This is a genomic window from Burkholderia sp. COPS, from assembly GCF_019425585.1.
Taxonomy (GTDB): Bacteria; Pseudomonadota; Gammaproteobacteria; order Burkholderiales; family Burkholderiaceae; genus Burkholderia; species Burkholderia cepacia.
The window spans coordinates 282,089-307,985 of record NZ_WIXR01000015.1 but is presented as its reverse complement, the minus strand read 5'-3'; the positions used below and the strand labels follow the sequence as shown (position 1 = coordinate 307,985).

Genomic DNA, 25,897 nt, shown 5'->3' with positions numbered 1-25,897 from the left:
CGACCGACCGATCAGGAGAACCCCATGTCCCACGATTCCGACGACAAGACCTTCCCGTACCAGAAGGACGACGCCGAGCTGCGCCGGCGGCTCACGCCGATGCAGTACGAAGTCACGCAGCACGCGGCAACCGAGCGTGCGTTCACCGGCGAATACACCGACACCGAGGATGCCGGCATCTACAAATGCGTCGTCTGCAGCACGCCGCTGTTCGAATCCGGCTCCAAGTTCCACTCCGGCTGCGGCTGGCCCAGCTACTTCAAGCCGCTCAACGGCGAGGTGATCGACGAGAAGGTCGACTACTCGCACGGGATGGTGCGCGTCGAGGTCCGCTGCAACCACTGCGGCGCGCATCTCGGCCACGTCTTCGAGGACGGCCCGCGCGACAAGACCGGTTTGCGCTACTGCATCAATTCGGCTGCGTTAAACTTCGAGTCCCGACCCGAAAACGAATGAGCGGCGCCGGGCGGATCGGCGGGGTACGCCGCGCCGCCGCCCCGATCCGCTCCGGCGGTGCCTGGCGGGTCCCTACAACGGTGAAAGGCCGCGCAAGCGGCCTTTCACGCAGCTGCGAGCGCCATGAAATTCCTGTTCGATCTGTTTCCGATCATCCTGTTTTTTGCCGCCTTCAAGGTCTGGGGCATCTTTACCGCCACCGCCGTCGCGATCGTCGCGACGCTGGCCCAGGTCGCGTGGGTCGCCTTCCGGCACCGGAAGGTCGACACGATGCTGTGGGTCAGCCTGGGCGTGATCGTCGTTTTCGGTGGTGCCACCCTCGTTCTGCATGACGAGAAATTCATTCAATGGAAACCGACTGTGCTGTACTGGCTGTTTGCGATCGGGCTGCTCGCCGCGCGCTATGCGTTCGGCAACAACCTGATCGAGAAGATGATGGGCAAGCAGCTCACGCTGCCGCACCCCGTGTGGGACAAGCTGAACGTCGCGTGGGCGCTGTTCTTCGCGGTGCTCGGCGTCGCGAACCTGTACGTGGTGCACAACTTCACCGAGTCGCAATGGGTGAACTTCAAGCTGTTCGGCACGACGGGCGCGATGGTCGTCTTCATCATCCTGCAGAGCCTGTGGCTCACGAAATACCTGAAGGACGAGTGACATGACGGACGCCTTTCTCCACGCGTCGCCCGACGAACGCATCGCGCTGATCGAAGCGCGCCTCACCGCAGCGCTCGCCCCGCTGTCGCTCACCGTGCGCGACGACAGCGCGCAGCACGCGGGCCACGCCGGCGCGTCCGCCGGCGGCCACTTCACGGTCACGATCGTGTCGGCCGCGTTCGCGGGCAAGCCGCGCGTCGCGCGGCACCGGCTGGTGTATGATGCGCTCGCTGATGCGATGCAGCGCGGCATTCACGCGCTCGCGATCGTGGCTTACACGCCCGAAGAATTCAACGAATCTTCAATCTAGTCTCATTAGGAATTCCCGATGATCCTGAAATCCCCCCGCCTGTGGGTCGCGGCGGCTGCTTTCGCAGCGGCACCGGCATTTGCCCAGAACATCGCCGTCGTCAACGGCACGCCGATTCCGAAGTCGCGCGCGGACGCGATGGTCGCCCAGCTCGTGCAGCAAGGCCAGACCGACAACGCGCAGCTGCAGCAGGCCGTGCGCCAGGAACTCGTGAACCGCGAAATCCTGATGCAGGAAGCAATCCGTGAAGGCATCCCGAACCGTCCGGACGTGAAGGCACAGGTCGCCGTCGCGCAGCAGACCGTCGTGCTGCGTTCGATGATCGAGAGTTTCCTGAAGAAGAACCAGCCGACCGACGCCGAAGTGAAGGCGCGCTACGACGACCTCGTCAAGGGCGCCGGCGGCAACCGCGAATACCACCTGCACCACATCCTCGTCAGCGACGAGCAGCAGGCGAAGGACCTGATCGCGAAGATCAAGGCCGGCGCGAAGTTCGAGGATCTCGCGAAGCAGTTCTCGAAGGACCCGGGCTCGGGCAAGAACGGCGGCGATCTCGACTGGTCCGACCCGAAGGCGTACGTGCCGGAATTCGCGGCGGCCGCGCAGAAGCTGCAGAAAGGCCAGATGACCGACACGCCGGTGAAGACGCAATTCGGCTGGCACATCATCCGCGTCGACGATATCCGCGACATCGCGCCGCCGCCGCTCGAGCAGGTGAAGGCGCAGATCGCGCAGCAGCTCGTGCAGCAGAAGCTGCAGGCGTTCGAGGAAGGTCTGCGCCAGCAGGCAAAGATCCAGTAACGCAGGCGCTCGCCGCTCGTGCATCGAAAAGCCGCTCCCTGGAGCGGCTTTTTTGTTGCCCGCAGGCTGACCGCAAGCGCATCACGATGTGCGGCGTTCCCACCAAAGAAAAGGCCGCTCCGAAGAGCGGCCTTTGCCGTGTGCCTGATCGGCTCGCGCCGCGGACTTACGCGGGATGGAACACGTCGTGATAACGAACGTCGCCGGACGGTCGCGGCGCCGAGTCGTCGAGCGACAGCGCAAGGAAATACTCGGGCGGTACGCCCGGGAACACGATGTCGCCGGACGGCGCAAAGCCGAAACGCGTGTAGTACGCGGGCTCCCCGAGCAGGACGCAGCCGCGCGCACCGAGGCGGCGCAACGCGTCGAGCCCCGCGCGCACCAGCCCCGTGCCGATGCTCTGCCGCTGGCAGTCGGGCAGCACCGCGAGCGGCGCGAGCCCGTACCAGCCCTGGCTGCCGGGCGCCTCGCCGCCGATCGACACCGGCGAGAACGCGACGTGCCCGATCAGCCGGCCGTCGCGTTCCGCGACGAGCGAGACGCTCAACGCACCGTCCGCGCGCAACGTGTCGACGATCCGCCGTTCGAACTGCCCGCCCTCCGGCTCGCCCGCGAACGCGGCGACGATCACGTGGCCGATCGCGTCGGCCTCGCTTGCGCGCTCGTCGCGCAGCGTGACGACCTCGACCGGCGCGTTCGGATCGAACATCATCCCGATCAGCCGATCCAGCGGCGCGCGTTGCGGAACACACGCATCCACGGGCTCGCTTCGCCCCAGCTTTCCGGGTGCCAGCTCATCGTGACCGTACGATGCACGCGCTCCATGTGCGGCATCAGCACCGAGAAGCGGCCGTCGGCCGTCGTGACCGACGTGATGCCGGCCGGCGAGCCGTTCGGGTTGAACGGATAACGCTCGGTTGCTTCGCCGCGGTGGTCGACGAAGCGCATCGCGACCGCGACGCGATCGATGTCGCCCTGTTGCGAGAAGTCCGCATAACCTTCGCCGTGCGCGACCGCGACCGGAATCCGCGAGCCTTCCATCCCTGCGAAGAAGATCGACGGCGATTTCTCGACTTCGACGAACGAGAAACGCGCCTCGAACTGCTCGGACTTGTTGCGCGTGAACTTCGGCCAGGCTTCCGCACCGGGGATCATCGACGAGATGCTCGACAGCATCTGGCAGCCGTTGCAGATGCCGAGCGCGAACGTGTCGGGACGCGCGAAGAACGCCGAGAACATGTCGGCGAGATTCGCGTTGAAGCGGATCGTCTTCGCCCAGCCTTCGCCCGCGCCCAGCACGTCGCCGTACGAGAAGCCGCCGCATGCGACCGCCCCCGCGAAATCGGCAAGATTCGCGCGGCCGGCCAGCAGGTCGCTCATGTGCACGTCGTGCGCATCGAAGCCGGCGCGGTCGAACGCGTAGGCCGTTTCGAGATGCGAGTTCACGCCCTGCTCGCGCAGGATCGCGACACGCGGCCGTGCGCCCGTCGCGATGAACGGCGCCGCGATGTCGTCGGCCGGATCGAAGCTCAGCACCGGCGAGATGCCCGGGTCGGCCACGTCCAGCAGCGCGTCGTATTCGGCATCCGCGCACGCGGGGTTGTCGCGCAGGCGCGCGATGCGCCAGCTCACTTCGCTCCACGCGCGATGGAGTTCGGCGCGCGGTGCGTCGAAAATCTTCTTCGCGTCGCGGTACACCTCGATCACGTCGCGATCGTTGACCGAGCCGATCACGTGCGAGCATGCCGACAGGCCGAATTCGCGCAGCGCGCCCAGCACCGCGTCACGGTCGGTCGCGCGCACCTGGACGACGGCGCCCAGTTCCTCGGAGAACAGCGCGCGCAGCGTGCGATCCTCGCGGCGGCCGCTCGTCTGCTTCGCCCAGTCCTTCGCGTCGCCGTAGTCGGATTCGTGATTCGGGTCGAGCGTCAGCATGTCGACGTTCAGCGACACGCCCGCGTGCCCCGCGAACGCCATTTCGCACACCGTCGCCCACAGGCCGCCATCCGAGCGGTCGTGGTACGCGAGCAGCTTGTCTTGCGCATTGAGCGACTGGATCGCGTTGAAGAAACGCTTCAGGTCTTCCGCATCGTCGACGTCCGGCGTCGTGTCGCCGACCTGCTGCGTGACCTGCGCGAAGATGCTGCCGCCCATCCGGTTCTTGCCGCGGCCGAGATCGATCGCGATCAGCACGCTGTCGCCCGCATCGGCGATGCGGCGTAGCTGCGGCGTCAGGTGACGGCGCACGTCCTCGACCGGCGCGAACGCGGAGATGATCAGCGACACCGGCGAAACCACTTCCTTCGCGACGCCCTGCTCGTCCCACTTCGTCTTCATCGACAGCGAGTCCTTGCCGACCGGGATGCCGATCCCGAGTGCCGGGCACAGCTCCATGCCGATCGCCCTGACCGTGTCGAACAGCGCAGCGTCCTCGCCGGCCGTGCCGCACGCGGCCATCCAGTTCGCCGACAGCTTCAGCTTGTCGAGCGACGCGATCGGCGCGCTCGCGATGTTCGTGATCGCCTCGCCGACCGCCATGCGGCCCGATGCAGGCGCGTCGATCACCGCGAGCGGCGTGCGCTCGGCCATCGTCATCGCCTCGCCCTTGAAACCCGCGTAGTCGAGCGCGGTGACCGCGCAGTCGGCCACCGGCACCTGCCACGGGCCGACCATCTGGTCGCGCACCGACGTGCCGCCGACCGAACGGTCGCCGATCGTGATCAGGAACGACTTGCTGCCGACCGTCGGGTGCTTCAGCACGTCGATCGCGACTTCCGACAGTGCGATGCCCGTCACGTCGACCGGCGCGCGCTCGGTCGTCACGCGCGTGACGTCGCGATGCATGCGCGGCGGCTTGCCGAGCAGCACTTCCATCGGCATGTCGACCGGGTATTCGTCGGCGCCCGTCGCTTCGTCGTCGACGAGCTTCAGCTGGCGTTCGTCGGTCGCGACACCGACCACCGCGAACGGGCAGCGCTCGCGCGCGCAGATCGCCTCGAAACGCGGCAGGTCGGCCGGCGCGATCGCCAGCACGTAGCGCTCCTGCGCTTCGTTCGACCAGATTTCGCGCGGCGACAGGCCCGATTCCTCGAGCGCGACCTTGCGCAGTTCGAAGCGCGCGCCCTTGCCCGCGCCGTCGACGATCTCGGGGAACGCATTCGACAGGCCGCCCGCGCCGACGTCGTGGATGCTCAGGATCGGGTTTTCCGCGCCGAGCTGCCAGCAGCCGTTGATCACTTCCTGCGCGCGCCGTTCGATTTCCGGGTTGCCGCGCTGCACCGAGTCGAAGTCGAGTTCGGCCGTGTTCGCGCCGGTCGCCATCGAGCTCGCGGCGCCGCCGCCCATCCCGATCCGCATGCCGGGGCCGCCGATCTGGATCAGCAGGGAGCCGGCCGGCACGTCGTGCTTGTGCGTATGCTGATCCGCGATGTTGCCGAGGCCGCCCGCGATCATGATCGGCTTGTGATAACCATGCACCTTCCCGCCGACATTCTGCTCGTACACGCGGAAGTAGCCGCCGAGGTTCGGGCGGCCGAATTCGTTGTTGAACGCGGCGCCGCCGAGCGGGCCGTCGATCATGATCTGCAGCGGCGACGCGATGCGATCCGGACGGCCGTACGGGCCGTACGCGTCGTTGGGGTTGCGCTCGCCGACCGGCTGCGCGGCGTCGCGCGCGTTTTCCCACGGCTGGCGGGCGTCCGGCAGGTCGAGGTTCGACACGGTGAAGCCCGTCAGGCCGGCCTTCGGACGCGCGCCGCGGCCCGTCGCGCCTTCGTCGCGGATCTCGCCGCCCGCGCCGGTCGCCGCACCCGGGAACGGCGAGATCGCCGTCGGGTGGTTGTGCGTCTCGACCTTCATCAGCGTGTGCGTGAGCTCGGTGTGGCGGCCATAGCGCTCGCCCGGCTCGCCGGCCTCGCCCGCGTTGCGCGGGAACCAGCGTTCGGCTTCGGCGCCGACCATGATCGACGAGTTGTCCGAATAGGCGACGATCGTGCCCTGCGGGCTCAGCTTCTCGGTGTTGCGGATCATCGCGAACAGCGACATGTCCTGCGCTTCGCCGTCGATCGTCCACTGCGCGTTGAAGATCTTGTGGCGGCAGTGTTCGCTGTTCGCCTGCGCGAACATCATCAGTTCCACGTCGGTCGGGTTGCGTTCGAGCTTGCGGAACGCGTCGACCAGGTAGTCGATCTCGTCGTCGGCGAGCGCGAGGCCCAGCTCGACGTTCGCGCGTTCGAGTGCGCCGCGGCCGATACCCAGCACGTCGACGGTCGACAGCGGCTTGGCCGGCAGTTCGTCGAACAGGTGCTGCGCGTCGTCGCGCGCCGCGACCACGCTTTCGGTCATCCGGTCATGCAGCGCGGCCGCGACGGCCGCGCGCGCGTCGTCCGACAGCGCCTTCTTGCCGCCGAGCAGTCCCGACTTCAGCGTGACCGTGAATTCGACGCCGCGCTCGATGCGGCGCACGTGCGTGAGGCCGCAGTGCCGGGCGATGTCGGTCGCCTTGCTCGCCCACGGCGAAACCGTGCCGAAACGCGGCAGCACGACGAAGGTCTCGGTCGTGCCCTTCTCGGCCGCCGCCTCGAACGGCGCGCCGTAGTGCATCAGCGCGTCGATGCGCGCGCTGTCGTCGGCCGACAGCGGCTCGGCCGCATTGACGAAGTGCAGGAACTGTCCGCGCACCGCGACGATGTTGGCGTCGATTTGCCTGAGCGTGTCGAGCAGACGGGTTTGACGGAAATCGGAGAGGGCCGAAGCGCCGGGAAAACACGAGAAGTGAGCCATGGGCTGGACTGACGTCGATGAGTCGCGCGAGGTGGCGACGTGGGGCGAAAGGAAGGCCGTAATTATACCCGGAAGTCGGTCGCCCAAGACCGGCCGATCGGCAACCCGCATGCACCGCATCGGTGCCGCGATGTCCACCGCGCACGGCCTGCCCGCCGGGCCGCCCCGCGCGGGCGCGGCAGCCGGCGGCCGCGGCCCGGCGGCACGGCCCGTGCCACCCCGGCGCCGGCTCCCGCGATTTTGGCGCTATCATTCCGGGTTCACCGGGCCCGGGCCCTCAGCGAATTCTCACCGGGCAGCGCCTGCGCGCCGCCCGTCATCGAAGCAATCCATGGATGTCATCGTCATCGGCGGCGGAATCAGCGGCGTCGCCACCGCCTACCAGTTGCGCGCGGCCGGCCATCGCGTATGCGTGGTCGAACGCCACGCGACCGTCGCGCAGGGTGCGACCTACGGCGACGGCGGCGCGCTGCTGCCGAGCCCGCTCGACGTCTGGTTCGGCCCGACCTTCATGCGCCAGCGCCAGCCGCGCGACAGCGGCATCGTCTACAAGCCCGGCTTCAACGGCGGTGTACGGCGCTTCGTCAAGCAGCTCGGCAGGCTGCGCGAGCCCGACGCGTTCGCCGCGCAGTACACGCGGCTGCGGCCGCTGATCGACGCGTCGCGCGACGCGCTCGCCGACATCGAGACGCGCCTCGAGCTCGAGTTCGAGCAGAAGCCCGGCATCCTGCACGTCGTGCGCGATCCGCGCGACTGGGAAGCGATGCAGCCCGCGCTCGACCTCCTTCGCACGCTCGACCAGCCGTACCGCCTGCTCTCCGCAGACGAATGCGCGGCACTCGAGCCGTCGGTGCCGGCCGAGCCCGGTTTCGCCGGCGGCGTGCTGCTCGAGACCGAGCGCACCGGGAATTGCCCGCTGTTCGCGAAACTGGTCAAGCAGACACTCGACGAGCACGGCGTGCAGTTCCGCTTCGGCGCGGAAGTCGCCGCGATCCGCGTCGACAACGGCCGCGTCGCGGTCGAGCTCGTCCCGCCCGGCGACCGCCACGCGTCGAACGCCCGCGACGTCGACGTGATTTCCGCCGATGCGATCGTGGTCGCCGCCGGCGCCGGCAGCCTGCCGCTGCTCGACCGCCTCGGCTGGCGCCTGCCGCTGCACCCGGTGCGGGTCCACGCGCTGACCGCGCCGGTCGCCTACGAAGAACATGCGCCGCACCTGAACGTCATCGATTCGATCAAGCGCATCTCGATCACGCGCACCCACCAGCGGCTGCGCGTCGGCGGCGGCGCCGTGCTGCAGAGCCTGCCCGACACCGCGAAGCCGCTCGCCGAGCCGCTGTCCGAGGCCGCGCTCGCGTTGCTCGGCCAGGCCGTCCACGACTGGGTGCCCGGTGCCGCGAGGATCTCGGCCGCGCTGTCCTGGCAAGGTACGCAACTGCTGTCGCCGGACGGCCTGCCGGTCGTCGGTCCGACCCCGCATCCGCGCGTATTCGTCAATTTCGGGCACGGCCCGGCCGGCTGGGGGCTCGCATGCGGGTCTGCTAAAGTGGTGGCCGACTACCTGGGCGGCGACGTGCAGCACTGGCGCGCCGACACGCTCGCCGCGCTAAGCGCCGGGCGCTTCACGACCTGACCGCCGCGGGCCCGTCCCCGGCGGCCGCCTTGCCAGCCGCCGCGACCCGGCGATGACCCCGCGATGACCGTTACCCTTCCGCTTCCCGATTCCGCCCCGATCGCGCTGCTGCGCGTCGCCGACCTGCGCGCGGCCGAAGCCGACGCAGCCGCGGCGCTGCCGCCGCATACGCTGATGGGTCGCGCAGGCGTCGCCGCCGCGCGCTGGCTGTCCGAACGCGCGGCCGGCGACGACCGCCCCGTCTGGTTCGCGGTCGGCCCGGGCAACAACGGCGGCGACGCGCTCGTAGCCGCCGCGCACCTCCAGCAGCTCGGCGTCGCGACCCAGGCGTGGATGCCGGTGCCGGTAAAGCCCGACGACGCGCAATGGGCGCTCGGCCTCGCGCGCGCCGCCGGCGTGCCGCTGTCGGCCACGCCGCCTGCTTCGCTGGACGGCTATGCGTGGGTGGTCGACGGACTCTTCGGCATCGGTCTCGGCCGCGCGCTCGACGGCGCGTTCGCCGAGCAGGCCGCGCGCATCGCCGCGCATGCGCGCAGCGGCGGCCGCGTGCTTGCACTGGATGTGCCGAGCGGCCTCGACAGCGATACGGGCCAGATCGTCGGCGCGGGCGTCGCCGTCGCCGCCACCCATACGCTCACTTTCATCGGCGCGAAGCCGGGCCTCTACACCGGCGAAGGCCGGGATCTCGCCGGCGCGATCGACGTCGAATCGCTCGACGTCGCGCCACCGGCCGCGCCGGCCATCGTACTGAACGCGCCCGCGCTATTCGCCGCCGCCCTGCCCGCGCGCGCATTCGCGTCCCACAAGGGCACATACGGCAGCCTCGCGGTACTCGGCGGCGACACCGGCATGTGCGGCGCGCCGATCCTGGCCGCGCGCGCCGCGCTGTTCGCCGGCGCCGGCAAGGTGCACGTCGGCTTCCTCGGCACCGGCGCGCCGCCGTACGATCCGCCGTTCCCCGAACTGATGCTGCACGCGGCCGACACCCTCGACCCCGGCGCGATGACCGCCATCGCCGCAGGCTGCGGGCTGGGCACGCGCGAGGCCGCGGCGACGCTGGTGCGCGACGTGCTTGCCCACGACGCCGCGACGCTGCTCGACGCCGACGCGCTGAACCTCGTCGCGACGCATGCGGATCTCGCGGCCGCCGTCGCGACGCGCGGTGCGCGCGGTTATCCGTGCGTGCTGACGCCGCATCCGCTCGAGGCCGCGCGGCTGCTCGGCTGCGACACGGCTGCGATTCAGCGCGACCGCCTCGCGGCCGCGCAGGCGCTCGCGTCACGTTATGCGGCCATCGTCGTGCTGAAAGGCTCGGGCACGGTGATTGCGGCGCCCGACGGCCGCATGACGATCAACCCGACCGGCAACGCGGCGCTCGCCACGGGCGGCACCGGCGACGTGCTCGGCGGCCTGATCGGCGCGCTGCTCGCGCAACGCGTCGCGCCGTACGAAGCGGCGCTGGCGGGCGTCTACCTGCACGGCCTCGCCGCCGACACGCTGACCGCGAACGGAACCGGCCCGGCCGGACTCACGGCAGGCGAACTCGCGCCGATGGTGCGCACGCTGGTCAATCGCCTTTTTTATGCGTCGCCGCGCGCCGGCACGTAACGCCGCTATACTGACTGCCCCGCCGCACGGCGGGCCCTCTCGTCCGCCGGCCTTCCGATCCCGATGAGCCGGCGCGGCATTCCTCCCGATTCACGCTTCACTCGAACCGCCATGACGCTGAATTCGCTCCCCGCCTGGACTGCCCTTCAATCCCACTTCGAACAGATCCGTCACGCCCGGCTGCGCGACTGGTTCGCGCCGGAACACGACCACGCGCCGACCCGCGCCGAACGCTTCACGATTCCGGGCGGCGGTCTCGCGGCCGATTTCTCGAAGAACCGCATCAACGACGAAACGCTGCGCCTGCTCGTCCAGCTCGCGCGCGACGCGGGTGTCGAGGCGCGCCGCGACGCGATGTTCGCGGGCGAAATCGTGAACCCGACCGAAGGCCGTGCCGCCCTGCACACCGCGCTGCGCGCGACCGATCCGCAAGCGCCGTTCCACGCGCAGGTGAGCGCCGAGCGCGCGAAGATGGCGACGTTCGCTCGCGCCGTGCGCAGCGGCACCTGGACCGGCTACACCGGCAAACGCATCCGCCATGTGATCAACATCGGCATCGGCGGCTCCGATCTCGGGCCGAAGATGGTCGTACACGCGCTGCACCACGTCGCGACGCCCGAAATTGCCACGCACTTCGTGTCGAACGTCGACGGCGCCGATCTCGCACGCGTGCTCGAACAGGTCGATCCCGAGGAAACGCTCGCGATCATCGTGTCGAAGACCTTCACGACGCTCGAGACGATGACGAACGCACGCTCGCTGCGCGACTGGTTCGTCGCGCGCGGCTGCCCCGAGGACGCGCTTGCAAAGCACTTCGTCGGCGTGTCGGCGAACCCGGCCGAAGTCGTGAAGTTCGGCATCGCCGCGGACAACGTGTTCGAAATGTGGGACTGGGTCGGCGGTCGTTATTCGCTGTGGTCGGCGGTCGGGCTGTCGATCATGATCGCGATCGGCCCCGACCAGTTCGACGAGCTGCTGGCCGGCGCGAACGACATGGACCGTCATTTCCGCGAGGCGCCGCTCGAGCGCAACCTGCCCGTGCTGCTGGGCCTGATCGGCATCTGGTACCGGAATTTCTTCGGTTCGCAGAGTTATCTCGTCGCGCCGTATTCGGAAGCGCTGCACTACCTGCCGTCGTACCTGCAGCAGCTCGAAATGGAAAGCAACGGCAAATCCGCGCGCCTGGACGGCACCTTCGTCGACTACCCGACGTCGGCCGTCACGTGGGGCGAGCCGGGCACCAACGGTCAGCATGCGTTCTTCCAGATGCTGCACCAGGGGCCGACGATCGTGCCGATCGACTTCATCGCGGTGCTGACGCCCGAGCATCCGCTCGCGAGCCACCACCCGAAGCTGCTCGCGAACTGCTTCGCGCAGAGCGAGGCGCTGATGCTCGGCCGCACGCTCGAGGAAGCGCGCAAGGTCGCGGGGCCGGGCAAGGAGGCGCTCGCGCCGCACCTGACGTTCCCGGGCAACCGCCCGACGACGACGCTGCTCGTCGATGCGCTGACGCCGCGCACGCTCGGCGCGCTGATCGCGCTGTACGAACACAAGGTGCTCGTGCAGGCAACGGTGTGGGACATCAACCCGTTCGACCAGTGGGGCGTCGAGCTCGGCAAGATACTCGGCAAGGTGGTGGAAGCCGACCTGTCGGCCGAGTCGGTCGATCCGGCGAAGCACGACTCGTCGACCACCGCGCTGATCGAGCGCGCCCGCGCGGCGTTGAAACGCTGAGGCGCTGAGGCACTGACGCAGCGGCGTCGTGCCCATGCCGGCCTCTCGGCGCACGCCGCGCGGCCGGCAAAAGCACTCAGCCGTTGCGCTGCGCCGCACGCGGCTCGACGATGCGCCCGGCGTCGAGCGTCACCGTCGTCGCGCAGCGGCGTGCCAGTTCGGCATCGTGCGTGACGAGCACGAGCGTTGCACCGTTCGTGCGGTTCAGTTCGAACATCAGGTCGATGACCGCATGGCCCGTGGCCGCATCGAGGCTGCCGGTCGGCTCGTCGGCGAAGAGGATCGCCGGGCGCGTGACGAATGCGCGCGCAAGTGCGACGCGCTGCTGCTCGCCGCCGGACAACAGCTTCGGATAATGCGCGGTGCGTTCGCCGAGGCCGACCTGCACGAGCAGCGCCCGGGCGCGATCGGCGGCATCGCGCGCACTGATGCCGCCCTGCAGTTCGAGCGGCAGCATCACGTTCTCGAGCGCCGTCAGGTGCGGCATCAACTGGAACGACTGGAATACGAACCCGACTGCGCCGTTGCGCAGCGCCGCGCGCGCGTCCTCGTCGAGCTGGTCGAGCGCGCGACCGAGCAGGCGAACCGTGCCGCTCGTCGCGCTGTCCAACCCCGCAAGCAGGCCGAGCAGCGTCGATTTACCCGACCCCGACGCGCCGACGATCGCGAGACTGCTGCCCAGCCGCACGGCGAGCGTGATGCCGTCGAGGATCGTCAGCTCGCCGGTGGCGTCGGCGACCCGCTTGCACACGTCATGGACTTCGATGATTGGATCGGTAATCTTGAACATGGACACGACATTTCGCTGGAAAAGACGCGCGGCGATCGCCGCGCTGCTGGGTACGCTGCTGGCCGCCGCCGCGCCCGCACGCGCCGCGACGACGCCGGCCGCGACATCGGGCCAGCCCGTGATCGTCGTGCTCGGCGACAGCCTGTCGGCCGAATACGGGCTGCCGCGCGACACCGGCTGGGTGGCATTGCTGCGGCAACGGCTCACGACCGAGCGAATCGATTATAGCGTCGCGAACGCCAGCGTCAGCGGCGACACCACCAGCGGCGGCCGCGCGCGGCTGCCTGCGGTGCTGCAGCGGCTCAAGCCGTCGATCGTCGTCGTCGAGCTCGGCTCGAACGATGCGCTGCGCGGCGTGCCGCTCGCGACGACCGAACAGAACCTGCGCGACATCATCGCCGGTGCGCGGCAAGCGCGGGCCAGGGTCGTGCTGGTCGGCATGTACGTGCCGCCCAACTACGGCCCGGACTACACGCAGAAGTTCCACGCCGTCTATACGCGGCTGTCGAAAGATCTCGGCGTGCCGCTCGTGCCGTTCCTGCTGGCCGGCATCGAGAACAAACCCGAGATGTTCCAGGCCGACCAGATGCATCCAACGCAGCAGGCCCAGGGCATTCTGCTCGACAATGTCTGGCCGGCGCTGAAACCGCTGCTCGGCAAGCCGCGCGGCTGACGCCGCCTCGCCCCGCCGGAAAACAAAAAGCCCCGCGTGAAGCGGGGCTTTTTGTTGCGGGCGAAACGATGCTCAGTTGTCGCCGTCCGGCGACTGGCTGGCCGTCGAGCCGTACAGCTTCACCTTCGAGCGATCGCGCAGCGCGGCGAGATACGCTTCGCCTTCGCTCTGCGCGTCGACCTGCGCCATCTGCTGCTGCGCGGCCGCCAGTTGCTGCGGATCGACCGCCGAACCCGGGATCACCGCGTTCACGCGATAGATCGCATAGCCGTCGGCGCCGAGATCGACACCGACGTAGGCCGGCAGCGTCTTCGCGTCGACCTTGTAGACGGCGCTCAGCGCAGCCGGCGTCAGGCCCTGCGACTGCGTACGCGATACCTTCTGCGCGGCCGCGAACCCGTCGGTCGACTTCGACTTCTGCAGTTCGGCCAGCTTCGCCGCGCCGTCCTTCTTCGCGAGTTCGGCAGCCTGCTCGGCGACCACCTTCTGGCGCACGACATCCTTGATCGCGTCGAGCGCGGGCACGGCAGCCGGTTTGTAGTCGGTCACACGCGCCGAGATCAGCGTGTTGTTGCCGACGTCGATCGCCTGCGTGTTGTTCTGGCTCTTCACCGAGTCGTTGGCGAACACGGCGGCCAGGAACTTCGGATTGTTCAGCGGGCTCGTCGGCGGCAACTGCGGATTCGGCGTCGGCGTGACGGTAGCCGTCTGGATCGTCAGCTTGTACTTGTCCGCGGCCGGCTGCAGCGTCTTCGCCTTTTCGTAGACGGTGGACGTGAAGCCTTCCGCGTTGTCCGTGAACGCCTTCGATGCGTACTGCTGCTTCAGGTCGGCTGCGATCTGGTCCTTCACTTCCGCGAACGGCTTGACGGCCGCCGGCTTCACTTCCGTTGCCTTCAGGATGTGGAAGCCCAGATCCGACTGCACGACACCGCTCACATCACCTTGCTTGAGCGCGAACGCGGCATCGTCGAACGCCTTGCCGCCAGCCGTCGAGCCGCGCGTGATGAAACCGAGGTCGCCGCCCTTCGCGGCCGACGGTGCATCCTGCGAGTCCTTCTGTGCGATCTGCGCGAACTGGTCCGGGTGCGCCTTCACGTCGGCGAGCAGTTGCTCGGCCTTCGTCTTCGCTGCAGTCTTGTCGGCCGCGCTTGCGCTGCCCGGTGCGGCGATGAAGATGTGGCTCACGCGCACCTGCGCTTCGGTGCGGAAGTGCGTCGGGTTGTCGTCGTAGAACTTCTTGATGTCCGCGTCGGTCGGCTGCGCGCTCGCGGCCGCTGCCGCCGGCGAATAGACGAGGTACTGGATCGTCGCGGTCTCGGGCGTCGCGAAGCTCTGCTTGTGCGCGTCGTAGTACGCGGTGAGCTGTGCGTCGGTCGGCTGGACCTTCGCGGCGAAGTCGCTCGTCCTCAGCACGAGCGCCTGCACTTCGCGCTGCTGCGCGGCGAGTTCGGACAGGCGTTGCGCGAGGCTCTTCGGCGTGAACGCGCTCGACACGATGCTGGCCGGAATCTGCTGCAGCGCGAGGCTGTAGCGCACGCGCTCCTGGTACTGCTCGGGCGTCATCCCCTGGAACGACAGCAGCTGCGCATAGCGCTCGACGTCGATCGACCCGTCGGGCTTCTTCAGCGACGCGATCATCGGGTCGCTCATCAGTGCATCGCGCACGGCGTTGTCCGATGCGGTCAGGTGCAGACGTTGGGTCTCGTCGGCCAGCACGCGTTGCTGGATCAGGCCGTCGAGCACCTGCTTGCGATGCTCGGGCGTATCGAACATCTTGATGTCGAACTGCCCGCCGAGTGCCTGGCGCGCCTGGTCGATCTGCTGGCGGAACGCGCCGTCGAATTCGACCCGCGTGATCTTGTGCCCGTTGACTGCCGCGACGTTCGCACTATCGTCGAAGAAGCCGCGGAAGCCTTGGATCCCGACGAAACCCAGCCCCGGCAACACGATCAGGAGCAGGAGCGCCATCATCAGGCGCTGGTGATTACGGAAGAAATCGAGCATGCGTGACGGGAAAATTGGACAAAACGCCCGATATTACAACATACGGGGTGGGTCGGGAGAAAAGCGGCGGCGCCCGCGGCGATCACCACCGGAAGTACAGGCAAAAATGCCCGTCTTTCAGAGCCGGGCATGCGCCGTCACCCGCCTCTCCTCGTGAAGTTCAGAAAGCAGTTCGCCCAATGATCGACTCCATCGCGGGCGCCCAGGCTCGCGGCAGCACACGATCATTCGTTCGCCGAGCGGCTTGCCCGATGCGGGACTGTCTCCATCCGCGCCGACGACCGCAAGCCACCACCGGGGCAGCGAATCGAGCCAACGGGAGGTGCTCGACACGGGAGCACGCGGTACAAGCCTGGCCTGTACGTCCCGGCATAGGCCGCGAGAAACGTGACGGCCAGAAAGACGACAGGGATCAACCGCACGATGCCGATCGGTCTCCACCGCCCTAACGAGTCGTCGGACTTTGCTTATCGAAAATGGATCGTTCGTGCCGCATCGCAAGCCGGATACGCTTTTCGCGCCGTGCAATCCGCGCCACGCTCGTCGACGGAACGATGAACGGGTGCGGCCCATTCGACCATTCAACCCTACCGCACCACTCGATGAGTTTTCTTCACCACGCGCGCCTCGTCGCATTCGCTGCCTCTGTCGGCCTTCTGGCGGGCTGCAATGGGGAAAGTGTCGATAGCTCGGGCGTTTCGCCCGTCGCGACGGAAAATGCCGCAAACAGTGCCACGCTGTTCACGATTGCGCTGTACCAGTTCTACGCGACCCGACAGAGCTACATCGCCCAGGGCCTTGCGCCGAATACGTTTCTGCACAATCGCCAGCTGTCCGATGCTTCGTCCACCTCGGTGACGAAGCCCAATCACGACACGCTGTATTCCATCGCCATGCTTCAACTGGACGCGGGCCCGATTCAGATCGACACGCCCGCCAGCGGCACCCGCTACTTCTCCCTCGCGCTGATGGACGCCTATACGAACAACTTCGCGATTCGCGGCACGAGCGCCGACAACGGTGTCGCGAAGGTCTTCTGGGTCGTCGGGCCGAACTGGCAGGGAACCGCTCCGGCAGGCGTCACCGTGCTCCGCTCGTCGACCAACGCGGTATGGGCGTTGGCGCGGACTTACGTGAGCGATGCGAACGATTATCCCGCCGCGTGGGCCGTTCAGAATCAACTGGTCGTGTCGCGCCCTGCTGGAACCGGTGTCGCTGCATGGGACAGCGTGGACACGCAAAAGCCGCCCGGTTATGCCAACTGGCCGTCGTACTTTCAGTACGTGAACCGGCTCTTGAAAAAGAGTCCGCCGACGCCGCAGGATACGGCCGAGGCGACGAACGCGCTCGACATAATAGGTATAGGCCCGGCGCAGACCTTCAACGCGTCGTCCGCCGACGTCGCATCGATCGACGCGGGCGCGGCCCGGGCGCTGGCGAGCCTGACGGGCGGCGGAACGCAGCAAGCCGCCGCCCAGGCGAGTACCGGCTCGAATGGCTGGACAGGCGGCCCGGCCAACGTCGGCAACTACGGAACCCAGTACACGCTACGGGCGCGCGTTGCGCTGAACGGCCTCGGTGCACTGCCCGGCAGCGAAGCGATCTACTACACCAGTACGGGAGCGGCGAACACGTCGGGGGCGAATTACGACGGCAACGGCGTCTATCAGATGACGTTCCCGGCGGGACAGCTTCCTCCGGCGCGCGCCTTCTGGTCATTGACGCTGTACGCCGGCACGAACCAGGCGCAGGCTTTCTTTTATCCGAATCCCGATGGAATCTATGCGCTGTCCTATCCGGCGTCGAACTTTCAGTTTGCGAGCGACGGCTCGCTCGTGCTCACCATCAGCCATGTGCGACCCGCGGGTGTACCCGCCAGCAACTGGCTGCCGGCCCCTGCCGGCGCGTTCAATCTGACGCTGCGCACCTACTTGCCGGACGCCCCGCTCCTGAACGCAACCTACAAGTTGCCGCCGGTAATACGCGTTCAGTAATACCGCTCCGCGCGAGCCGGAAAAACCGGCGCCTCCGCGGCGAGAAAGCATGAAAAACCCGCGACCGCGTTCGAGCCGTCGCGGGTTTTCCGTTCCGACGGCTGCGCACTCCGGGGCATTTCCTGTCGGATTGTCTGCTGCCATGCCGCTCGCCCGGCATCGTAAGGTCAAGCCCCGCCGGAAGCCGCGCGGGCGGCTTCCTCCGCTCCGCGGTCACGCGCCCGCCAGCGGGCGCAATCGACGATACAAATGAAAAAGCCCGCACAAGGCGGGCTTCTTCATTTTTTGGCGGAGCGGACGGGACTCGAACCCGCGACCCCCGGCGTGACAGGCCGGTATTCTAACCGACTGAACTACCGCTCCTTGGTCTGGCTGAATCAGGAAACTGGTGGGTGCTGAGGGGTTCGAACCCCCGACCTACGCCTTGTAAGGGCGCCGCTCTACCAGCTGAGCTAAGCACCCGTTTCCGATTCGTTCTGGCTGCGATCTGCGTTTCGGCATCAACAACCAGCGAGCCCGCAAGTTTAATTCATCCCCGATCATTTTGCAAAGCTCCGGCGCGAATATTTTTCACGCTCGCGCTTACGATTCCGGGACGCATAAAAAAACCCGCGGCCAGGCCGCGGGTTTCGTGAACAACCGTCAGAACGAACGGCGCTCCGATGCTCAGTGCTTGACGAATTCCGTCGAGCCGGCATCCTTCGCCGCATCGGCGACCGGTGCCGCCGCCTTCGCCTCTTCTTCCGGCGGCAGCGGGGTCGGCGAACGCTCGAGCGCGAGTTCAAGCACCTTGTCGATCCAGCGGACCGGCACGATCTCGATCGCGTTCTTCACGTTGTCCGGAATCTCGGCGAGATCCTTGACGTTCTCTTCCGGGATCAGCACGAGCTTGATGCCACCGCGATGCGCTGCGAGCAGCTTCTCCTTCAGGCCGCCGATCGGCAGGACTTCACCACGCAGCGTGATTTCGCCCGTCATCGCGACATCGGCACGCACCGGGATACCCGTCAGCACCGACACCAGCGCGGTCGTCATCGCACCGCCGGCGGACGGACCGTCCTTCGGCGTCGCGCCTTCCGGCACGTGGATGTGGATGTCCTGCTTCTCGAACGCTTCGTCCTTGATGCCCAGACGCCGCGAACGCGAGCGCACGACCGAACGCGCCGCCTCGACCGACTCCTTCATCACGTCGCCGAGCGAACCCGTGCGGATCACGTTGCCCTTGCCCGGCATCACCGCGGCTTCGATCGTCAGCAGATCGCCACCGACTTCCGTCCACGCGAGGCCCGTCACCTGACCGACCTGGTTTTCCTTCGCCGCGAGGCCGAAGTCGTACTTGCGCACGCCGAGGAAGGTATCGAGGTTCTCGCCGTCGACCTTGATCGCGCCCGATGCCTTCTTCAGCAGCAGCATCTTCACGACCTTGCGGCAGATCTTCGACACTTCCCGCTCGAGCGAACGCACACCGGCTTCGCGCGTGTAGTAGCGGATGATGTCGCGGATCGCCTGCTCGGTGACCTCGATCTCGCCTTCCTTCAGCCCGTTGTTCTTCTTCTGCTTCGGCAGCAGGTAACGCTGGGCAATGCTGACCTTCTCGTCTTCCGTGTAGCCCGACAGACGGATCACTTCCATCCGGTCGAGCAGCGGCGGCGGGATGTTCAGCGAGTTCGACGTCGCGACGAACATCACGTCCGACAGGTCGAAGTCGACTTCGATGTAGTGGTCGGCGAACGTGTGGTTCTGTTCCGGATCGAGCACCTCGAGCAGCGCCGACGACGGATCGCCGCGGAAATCCATGCCCATCTTGTCGACTTCGTCGAGCAGGAAGAGCGGATTGCGCACGCCGACCTTCGTGAGGCTCTGCAGGATCTTGCCCGGCATCGAACCGATATACGTGCGACGGTGGCCGCGGATCTCGGCTTCGTCACGCACGCCGCCGAGCGCCATCCGGACGAACTTGCGGTTCGTCGCACGGGCGATCGACTGGCCGAGCGAGGTCTTGCCGACGCCCGGGGGCCCGACGAGGCACAGGATCGGCGCCTTGACCTTGTCCACGCGCTGTTGCACCGCGAGATACTCGAGGATGCGTTCCTTCACCTTCTCGAGGCCGAAGTGATCTTCGTCGAGCACCTGCTCGGCGTTCGACAGGTCGTTGTTGACCTTGCTCTTCTTGCGCCACGGCAGGCCGATCAGCGTGTCGATGTAGTTGCGCACGACGGTGGCTTCCGCCGACATCGGCGACATCAGCTTCAGCTTCTTCAGCTCGGCGTCGGCCTTCTTCTTCGCTTCCTTCGGCATGCGCGCGGCGTTGATGCGCTTCTCGAGCTCCTCGAGATCCGCACCTTCTTCACCTTCGCCCAGTTCCTTCTGGATCGCCTTGACCTGCTCGTTCAGGTAGTACTCGCGCTGGCTCTTTTCCATCTGGCGCTTCACGCGCCCGCGGATGCGCTTTTCGACCTGCAGGATGTCGATCTCGGCTTCGAGCTGCGCGAGCAGGTGCTCGAGGCGCTCGATGACCGGGAACATCTCGAGGATGTGCTGCTTCTGGTCGAGCTTCAGCGGCAGGCGCTCGGCGATCATGTCGGCGAGGCGGCCCGCTTCGTCGATGCCCGACAGCGACGTGAGGATCTCCGGCGGGATCTTCTTGTTCAGCTTCACGTACTGGTCGAACTGCGACACGATCGCGCGGCGCAGCGCTTCCGTTTCAGCGCTGTCGGCGTGATCGGGCTCGAGCGGCATCACTTCGCAGGAGAATTGCGTTTCCTGCTCTTCGATCGACAACGCCTTCGCACGCTGCAGGCCCTCGACGAGCACCTTCACGGTGCCGTCCGGCAGCTTCAGCATCTGCAGGATGTTGGCGATACAACCGACCTCGTACATGTCCTTTTCGGTCGGTTCGTCCTTGGCCGCGGTTTTCTGGGCGACAAGCATGATGTGCTTGCCGCCTTCCATCGCTGCTTCGAGGGCCTTGATCGATTTCGGCCGGCCCACGAAGAGCGGAATGACCATGTGCGGGAAAACGACGACATCCCGCAGCGGCAGCAGCGGGAGCGTGATGCGTTCCGGCGGGAGAAGTTGGGTGCCTGACATTTCATTTCCCCATGAGTGGAATCAATTGTTCGGTAATTGAGGCCGCCACAACGAATTGCAAGCCTTCAAGTGCGGGAAATATTCGGTAAGAAAGTAACCACCGCGTTTCGAGTCAGAGTTACCCACAAGATAAACGAAAAAAAGCCGCCCACGGACTCATGAACGGCCTTTTTCGCAGAACATCGTCGGCAAGCCGGTCAGTTCGAACCCGCCACCTTCGGCGTGTCCTCGTAGATCAGCAAGGGCTTGCCGTCCCCATCGATCACGTTCTCATCGATGATGACCTTGCTGACCCCTTTCATCGTCGGCAGCTCGTACATCACGTCGAGCAATGCCTGTTCGATGATCGAACGCAAACCGCGCGCGCCGGTCTTGCGGCGGATCGCCTTGCGGGCGACTGCCTGCAGCGCGCCCGGCCGGATCTCCAGCTCGACGCGCTCCATCGCGAACAGCTTGTGATACTGCTTGACGAGCGCATTCTTCGGCTCGACCAGGATCTTCATCAGCGCCGCCTCATCGAGCTTGCCGAGCGTCGCGACCACCGGCAGGCGGCCGATCAATTCGGGGATCAGACCGAATTTGATCAGGTCTTCCGGCTCCGTTTCACGCAGCACTTCGCCCGCGTCCCGCTCCTGCTTGCTCTTGACCGTCGCACCGAAGCCGATACCGGTTTTCTCGGTACGATCGGTGATCACCTTTTCGAGGCCGTCGAACGCACCGCCGCAGATGAACAGGATGTTGGTCGTGTCGACCTGGATGAAATCCTGGTTCGGATGCTTGCGGCCGCCCTGCGGCGGCACCGACGCCATCGTGCCCTCAACGAGCTTCAGCAGGGCCTGCTGGACACCCTCGCCCGACACGTCGCGCGTGATCGACGGGTTGTCCGACTTGCGGCTGATCTTGTCGATTTCGTCGATGTAGACGATCCCGCGCTGGGCCTTGTCGACCTCGTAGTTGCAGTTCTGCAACAGCTTCTGGATGATGTTCTCGACGTCCTCGCCGACGTAGCCGGCTTCGGTCAGCGTCGTCGCATCGGCGATCACGAACGGCACGTTGAGCAACCGCGCGAGCGTCTGCGCGAGCAGCGTCTTGCCGGAGCCCGTCGGGCCGATCAGCAGGATGTTGCTCTTCGACAGCTCGACGTCGTCCTTCTTGTCGAGATGCTTCAGGCGCTTGTAGTGGTTGTACACGGCCACCGCGAGGATCTTCTTCGCGCGCTCCTGGCCGATCACGTACTGATCGAGGATGTCGCGAATTTCCTGCGGGCTCGGCAGATCCGACCGGGACAGGCTGGCCTCGACGCCGGCGGCAGCCGCCTCGTCGCGAATGATTTCGTTGCAGAGGTCGATACATTCATCGCAGATGAACACCGACGGGCCCGCGATGAGTTTTTTCACCTCATGCTGGCTTTTTCCGCAAAACGAGCAATACAACAGCTTCTCGCTGTTCGAACCTTTTTTGTCCGCCATGAATGTAGAGCCTCCGGACAGGTAAATGACATGATACGCCGAATGCTCCGGGCACCGCGCCTAGGGCGCGACCGGAGCCGACCGGATGCGCTTGCCGCAGATGCTCTGGGCGTTCGGGAAGTCGCAGGGGCGCCGCACGAATCGGGGCGGCACCCCACTTAATCTCACGGGCGCTTCAGCAGCACCTGGTCGATCAGCCCGTACGCCTTCGCATCCTCGCTCGACATGAAGTTATCACGGTCGGTGTCGCGCGCGATGCGCTCGACGTCCTGGCCCGTGTGCTGCGCGAGCAACTGGTTCAGCCGCTCCTTCAGGTAGAGGATTTCGCGCGCCTGGATCTCGATGTCCGATGCCTGGCCGCGTGCGCCGCCGAGCGGCTGGTGAATCATCACGCGCGAGTTCGGCAGCGCGAAACGCTTGCCCTTCGCGCCCGACGCGAGCAGGAACGCGCCCATGCTGGCCGCGAGGCCCATGCACAGCGTCGACACGTCCGGCTTGATGAACTGCATCGTGTCGTAGATCGCCATGCCGGCCGACACCGACCCGCCCGGGCTGTTGATGTACAGGCTGATGTCCTTGTCGGGATTCTCGCTCTCGAGGAACAGCAACTGCGCGACCACGAGGTTGGCGGTCTGGTCGTTCACTTCACCGACCATGAACACCAGGCGCTCCTTCAGGAGACGCGAATAGATATCGTACGAACGCTCGCCGCGGCCGCTCGTTTCGACGACGATCGGCACCAGCCCCAGCGCTTGCGCCTCGAAACCTTGCGGCGCGTTCGAAGCAAGCATGTCCAGCAATTCAGCGCGAGTGATCATTCAATGAACCTTGTTCGAATGGAAAATTGAACGGAAGGAAGCCGCCCGCTCAATCGCCATATTAATGGCAACCGTGCGCTTGACGTAAAAACGGCGTGCGGGCCGTCGCTCCGACAGCCGGCACGCCGCTAGAGCAACACTTACGCTTGCGCCGATGCGCTCGCGAGTGCTTCGAAGCTCACTTCCTTGTCCGTCACCTTCGCCTTGCCCAGCACGAAATCGACGACGTTGCTTTCAACGACGAACGCTTCCATCTCGGCGAGGCGCTGCTGGTTCGAATAATACCAGCGGACCACTTCCTTCGGGTCTTCGTAGCTCTTCGCGAACTCGTCGACTTCCGCGCGGATCTGTTCCGGCTTCGCTTCGAGGCCGTTCGACTTCACCAGCTCGGCCAGCACGAGGCCCAGCTTCACGCGGCGCTCTGCCTGCTCTGTGAACATCTCGGCCGGGATCGGTGCGTCCTTCGCGTTCGGCACGCCGCGCTGCGCCAGATCCTGGCGAGCCATTTCGACGAGGCGTTGCTGGTCCTGCTCGATCAGCGCCTTCGGCACGTCGAGTTCGGAGATCTTCAGCAGCGCGTCCATCACCTGGTTCTTGACGATCGACTGCGTGCGACGCTTCGCTTCGCGCTCGAGGTTTTCCTTGATCTCGGCGCGCATCTTCGCGAGGTCGCCGTCTTCGATGCCGAGCGACTTTGCGAATTCACCGTCGATTTCCGGCAGGTGCGGCCACTCGATCTTCTTCATCGTGACCGTGAACTGTGCCGTTTTGCCGGCGACGTCCTTGCCGTGGTAGTCATCCGGGAACTTGAGGTCGAACGTACGCTGTTCGCCGACCTTCAGGCCCAGCGCCGCGGTTTCGAATTCCGGCAGCATGCGGCCTTCGCCGAGCACGAACGGGAAATCTTCGGCCGTGCCGCCCTGGAACGCGACGTCGTCGATCTTGCCGACGAAGTCGACCGTCACGCGGTCGCCGTTCTTCGCTGCGGTGTCCGCGCCGCCGTCGCCGTGCTCGCCGGCTTCGCCGCGTGCGTGGAAGTGCACGCGCTGCTTGCGCAGGATGTCCAGCGTGCGGTCGATTTCGGCGTCGCCGATCGACGTCGTCGAGCGCTCGACTTCAGCCGTCGCCAGATCGCCGATCTTGACTTCCGGGTAGACCTCGAACGTCGCGTCGAACGCGTATGCATCCTCAGCCTGCTCCTGCTTCGGCTCGAAGCTCGGCTGGCCGGCGACGCGCAGGTTTTCCGCACGGCTGATCGTGAAGAATTCCTGGCCGATCTTGTCGCTCAGCACTTCCGCTTCGACCTGACCCGCGTACTGTTGTGCGACCATCTTCAGCGGCACCTTGCCCGGGCGGAAACCCGGCATGCGCACGTTCTTCGCGAGTTTCTGGATACGGGCGTCGATTTCCTTCTGCACGGTGTCTTTCGGCAGGGAAATCGTCACGCGGCGTTCAAGCTTGCCGAGGTTCTCAACAACGTTAGCCATGGCTTCAATCGTCCTAAAATTATTCGAGCGAATCGGGTTTTCCTTGCCGTGCCTGCCTGCGGCGTGATGTGCGTCACATACACTCGCCGCGCCGGAGCGCCACGCCATCCCTGCACGCGCCGGATGGCTAGCGCAAGCGGCTCGGAGCACGGCTTTGGCCGGAAGAATCGACTATTCTAGCAAACAATTTTCCTCACACCGCCAGATCGGCGCGACGCGCGTGCGTCCGCACCGCGCCGGCAGCCCTTCGCACGGCAATGCGCGCGGATCGCCGCTATGCCGCATGCCGTATCCACCACGGGCCCGCCATCCTGTAAGCTCCGAATGAGGGTGCACCGCCGTCGCGCCCCAATATTCTTCACACCAATCACGCCTTCCGGAGACACCATGCCGCAACACCCGTCCGCGCCTGTCGTCGTCATCGCGCCCGATTCGTTCAAAGGCTCGCTTTCCGCCGAGCAGGTCGCGGACGCGATCGCCACCGGCATCCGCCGCGCCCGGCCCGACGCCGTCGTGCGCTGCTGCCCGATGGCCGACGGTGGCGAAGGCACGCTCGACGCGATGCTGGCGGGCGGCGGCACGCGGCGCACGCTGCGGGTGGCCGGTGCGTCGCTCGCGGCACGCGATGCGGCGGTCGGCGTGATCGACGCGCGCACCGCGATCGTCGAAACGGCCGAGATCGTCGGCATCACGGATCCGGTCGGCATGAGCGTGCCGGTCGACGCGCGCAGCACGCGCGGGATGGGCGAGGCGATCCGCACGCTGCTCGACGAAGGCGTGCGCCGCTTCTTCGTCGCACTGGGCGGCAGCAGCACCAACGACGCGGGCGCCGGGCTGCTCGCAGGCCTCGGCCTGCAGTGCTTCGACGCGGACGGCCAGCCGGTCGAGCCCGTGCCGTCGCGACTCGCCGACATCGCGCGCATCGACGCGTCGGGGCTCGACCCGCGGCTGAAGGAAACCGAATTCATCGGCATGTCCGACGTCGACAACCCGCTGACGGGCGCGCACGGCGCAACCGCCGTGTTCGGCCCGCAAAAGGGCGTGACGCCCGGGCAGGTCGCCACCCTCGACGCCGCACTCGCCCGCTTCGCCGACCTGCTCGAAGCCGCGCTCGACCGTCGCGGCCGCGACCTGCCGGGCGCCGGTGCCGCGGGCGGCCTCGGATTCGCGCTGCACATGCTCGGCGCGCAATTCGAAGCGGGGGCCGAGGTGGTCGCGCGGCAGGTCGGGCTCGACGCGGCGCTCGCCGGCGCGGGCTGGCTGATCACCGGCGAAGGCCGCTCCGACGTACAGACGCTGCACGGCAAGGCGCCGTTCATCGCGTGCCGCCACGCGCAAGCCGCCGGCGTACCCGCGTCGCTGCTGTCCGGCGCGGTCGACCCGGCCGCGCTGCCCCGCCTGTCCGAACATTTTTCCGGCTGCTTCTCGCCGGCTCCCGGGCCGATCACGCTCGACGTCGCGATCCGCGACGCGGCCAATCTGCTCGCGAACGAAGCGGAGCAATTGACACGCCTGAAGTACGGCGCACACTGACCGTTGACCCGAGCGCGCGATACAGGAACAATCGGGCCCGCCCTTTTTCTTCAGGATT

Annotated in this window: 18 protein-coding genes and 2 tRNA genes; 10 read left to right on the top strand and 10 right to left on the bottom strand. The window is 66.8% G+C overall.

Annotated elements, in window-relative coordinates:
- The first annotated feature begins 24 nt into the window (after window positions 1–24).
- The 4 genes from msrB to FOZ70_RS14495 all read left to right on the top strand — a co-directional run bounded on the left by msrB (window position 25) and on the right by FOZ70_RS14495 (window position 2,221).
- Window positions 25–456, top strand: coding sequence for a peptide-methionine (R)-S-oxide reductase MsrB (gene msrB / locus FOZ70_RS14510; RefSeq protein WP_021163396.1), 432 nt, complete (start codon window positions 25–27; stop codon window positions 454–456).
- A 123-nt stretch (window positions 457–579) separates the two neighbouring features.
- Window positions 580–1,110, top strand: a complete 531-nt coding sequence (locus FOZ70_RS14505) for a septation protein A (protein ID WP_011352350.1) — start codon at window positions 580–582, stop codon at window positions 1,108–1,110.
- A gap of 1 nt (window position 1,111) precedes the next feature.
- Window positions 1,112–1,420, top strand: a complete 309-nt coding sequence (locus FOZ70_RS14500; RefSeq protein WP_021163397.1) for a BolA family protein — start codon at window positions 1,112–1,114, stop codon at window positions 1,418–1,420.
- A gap of 18 nt (window positions 1,421–1,438) precedes the next feature.
- A complete protein-coding gene (locus FOZ70_RS14495) occupies window positions 1,439–2,221 on the top strand; it encodes a peptidylprolyl isomerase (protein ID WP_048021011.1) in 783 nt (260 codons plus the stop codon).
- A 166-nt stretch (window positions 2,222–2,387) separates the two neighbouring features.
- Here the strand turns inward: FOZ70_RS14495 and FOZ70_RS14490 are convergent, their stop codons facing one another.
- Both FOZ70_RS14490 and purL read right to left on the bottom strand, forming a co-directional pair.
- The gene (locus FOZ70_RS14490) at window positions 2,388–2,933 is read right to left on the bottom strand and encodes an N-acetyltransferase (protein ID WP_060320344.1); all 546 of its coding nucleotides are present in this window, start codon (window positions 2,931–2,933) and stop codon (window positions 2,388–2,390) included.
- A 5-nt stretch (window positions 2,934–2,938) separates the two neighbouring features.
- Window positions 2,939–7,003, bottom strand: coding sequence for a phosphoribosylformylglycinamidine synthase (gene purL / locus FOZ70_RS14485; protein WP_219706169.1), 4,065 nt, complete (start codon window positions 7,001–7,003; stop codon window positions 2,939–2,941).
- A gap of 331 nt (window positions 7,004–7,334) precedes the next feature.
- On the opposite strand from purL, the gene FOZ70_RS14480 reads away from it, so the two are divergent.
- The 3 genes from FOZ70_RS14480 (at window position 7,335) to pgi (ending at window position 11,978) form a co-directional block, all read left to right on the top strand.
- A complete protein-coding gene (locus FOZ70_RS14480) occupies window positions 7,335–8,636 on the top strand; it encodes an FAD-dependent oxidoreductase (protein WP_048021007.1) in 1,302 nt (433 codons plus the stop codon).
- Between the two features lie 63 nt (window positions 8,637–8,699).
- On the top strand, window positions 8,700–10,244 hold the full coding sequence (locus FOZ70_RS14475) for an NAD(P)H-hydrate dehydratase (protein ID WP_219706168.1): 1,545 nt from the start codon (window positions 8,700–8,702) through the stop codon (window positions 10,242–10,244).
- Window positions 10,245–10,355: 111 nt separating this feature from the next.
- Complete coding sequence (gene pgi / locus FOZ70_RS14470) at window positions 10,356–11,978, top strand: glucose-6-phosphate isomerase (RefSeq protein WP_219706167.1); 1,623 nt, start codon at window positions 10,356–10,358, stop codon at window positions 11,976–11,978.
- A 76-nt stretch (window positions 11,979–12,054) separates the two neighbouring features.
- Here the strand turns inward: pgi and FOZ70_RS14465 are convergent, their stop codons facing one another.
- The gene (locus FOZ70_RS14465) at window positions 12,055–12,768 is read right to left on the bottom strand and encodes an ABC transporter ATP-binding protein (protein WP_219706166.1); all 714 of its coding nucleotides are present in this window, start codon (window positions 12,766–12,768) and stop codon (window positions 12,055–12,057) included.
- On the opposite strand from FOZ70_RS14465, the gene FOZ70_RS14460 reads away from it, so the two are divergent.
- Window positions 12,767–13,441: an arylesterase gene (locus tag FOZ70_RS14460; RefSeq protein ID WP_059651663.1), complete on the top strand. Its 675-nt coding sequence runs from the start codon at window positions 12,767–12,769 to the stop codon at window positions 13,439–13,441. The two genes, FOZ70_RS14465 and FOZ70_RS14460, sit on opposite strands and share 2 nt — an antisense overlap.
- Before the next feature lie 72 nt (window positions 13,442–13,513).
- Here the strand turns inward: FOZ70_RS14460 and FOZ70_RS14455 are convergent, their stop codons facing one another.
- Entirely contained in the window at window positions 13,514–15,448 is a 1,935-nt protein-coding gene (locus FOZ70_RS14455; RefSeq protein WP_219706165.1) for a SurA N-terminal domain-containing protein, read from the bottom strand.
- A gap of 602 nt (window positions 15,449–16,050) precedes the next feature.
- On the opposite strand from FOZ70_RS14455, the gene FOZ70_RS14450 reads away from it, so the two are divergent.
- Window positions 16,051–17,442, top strand: coding sequence for a DUF1254 domain-containing protein (locus tag FOZ70_RS14450; RefSeq protein WP_165843491.1), 1,392 nt, complete (start codon window positions 16,051–16,053; stop codon window positions 17,440–17,442).
- A gap of 286 nt (window positions 17,443–17,728) precedes the next feature.
- On the opposite strand, the gene FOZ70_RS14445 is transcribed toward FOZ70_RS14450, so the two are convergent.
- The 6 genes from FOZ70_RS14445 to tig form a co-directional block, all read right to left on the bottom strand.
- Window positions 17,729–17,805: transfer RNA gene (locus FOZ70_RS14445), tRNA-Asp, on the bottom strand.
- 23 nt (window positions 17,806–17,828) lie between these two features.
- A tRNA-Val gene (locus tag FOZ70_RS14440) sits at window positions 17,829–17,904 on the bottom strand.
- A gap of 204 nt (window positions 17,905–18,108) precedes the next feature.
- The gene (gene lon, locus FOZ70_RS14435) at window positions 18,109–20,532 is read right to left on the bottom strand and encodes an endopeptidase La (RefSeq protein WP_011352361.1); all 2,424 of its coding nucleotides are present in this window, start codon (window positions 20,530–20,532) and stop codon (window positions 18,109–18,111) included.
- Between the two features lie 197 nt (window positions 20,533–20,729).
- The gene (gene clpX / locus FOZ70_RS14430; RefSeq protein ID WP_006489345.1) at window positions 20,730–22,001 is read right to left on the bottom strand and encodes an ATP-dependent Clp protease ATP-binding subunit ClpX; all 1,272 of its coding nucleotides are present in this window, start codon (window positions 21,999–22,001) and stop codon (window positions 20,730–20,732) included.
- 164 nt (window positions 22,002–22,165) lie between these two features.
- Window positions 22,166–22,819, bottom strand: a complete 654-nt coding sequence (gene clpP / locus FOZ70_RS14425) for an ATP-dependent Clp endopeptidase proteolytic subunit ClpP (RefSeq protein ID WP_010092137.1) — start codon at window positions 22,817–22,819, stop codon at window positions 22,166–22,168.
- Between the two features lie 140 nt (window positions 22,820–22,959).
- Window positions 22,960–24,306 carry a trigger factor gene (gene tig / locus FOZ70_RS14420; protein WP_042978235.1) on the bottom strand — a complete coding sequence of 449 codons (1,347 nt, stop codon included), beginning with the start codon at window positions 24,304–24,306 and terminating at the stop codon, window positions 22,960–22,962.
- Window positions 24,307–24,693: 387 nt separating this feature from the next.
- Between tig and FOZ70_RS14415 the strand changes: the two genes are divergently transcribed.
- Window positions 24,694–25,839: a glycerate kinase gene (locus FOZ70_RS14415; RefSeq protein ID WP_059489998.1), complete on the top strand. Its 1,146-nt coding sequence runs from the start codon at window positions 24,694–24,696 to the stop codon at window positions 25,837–25,839.
- Window positions 25,840–25,897: the final 58 nt, after the last annotated feature.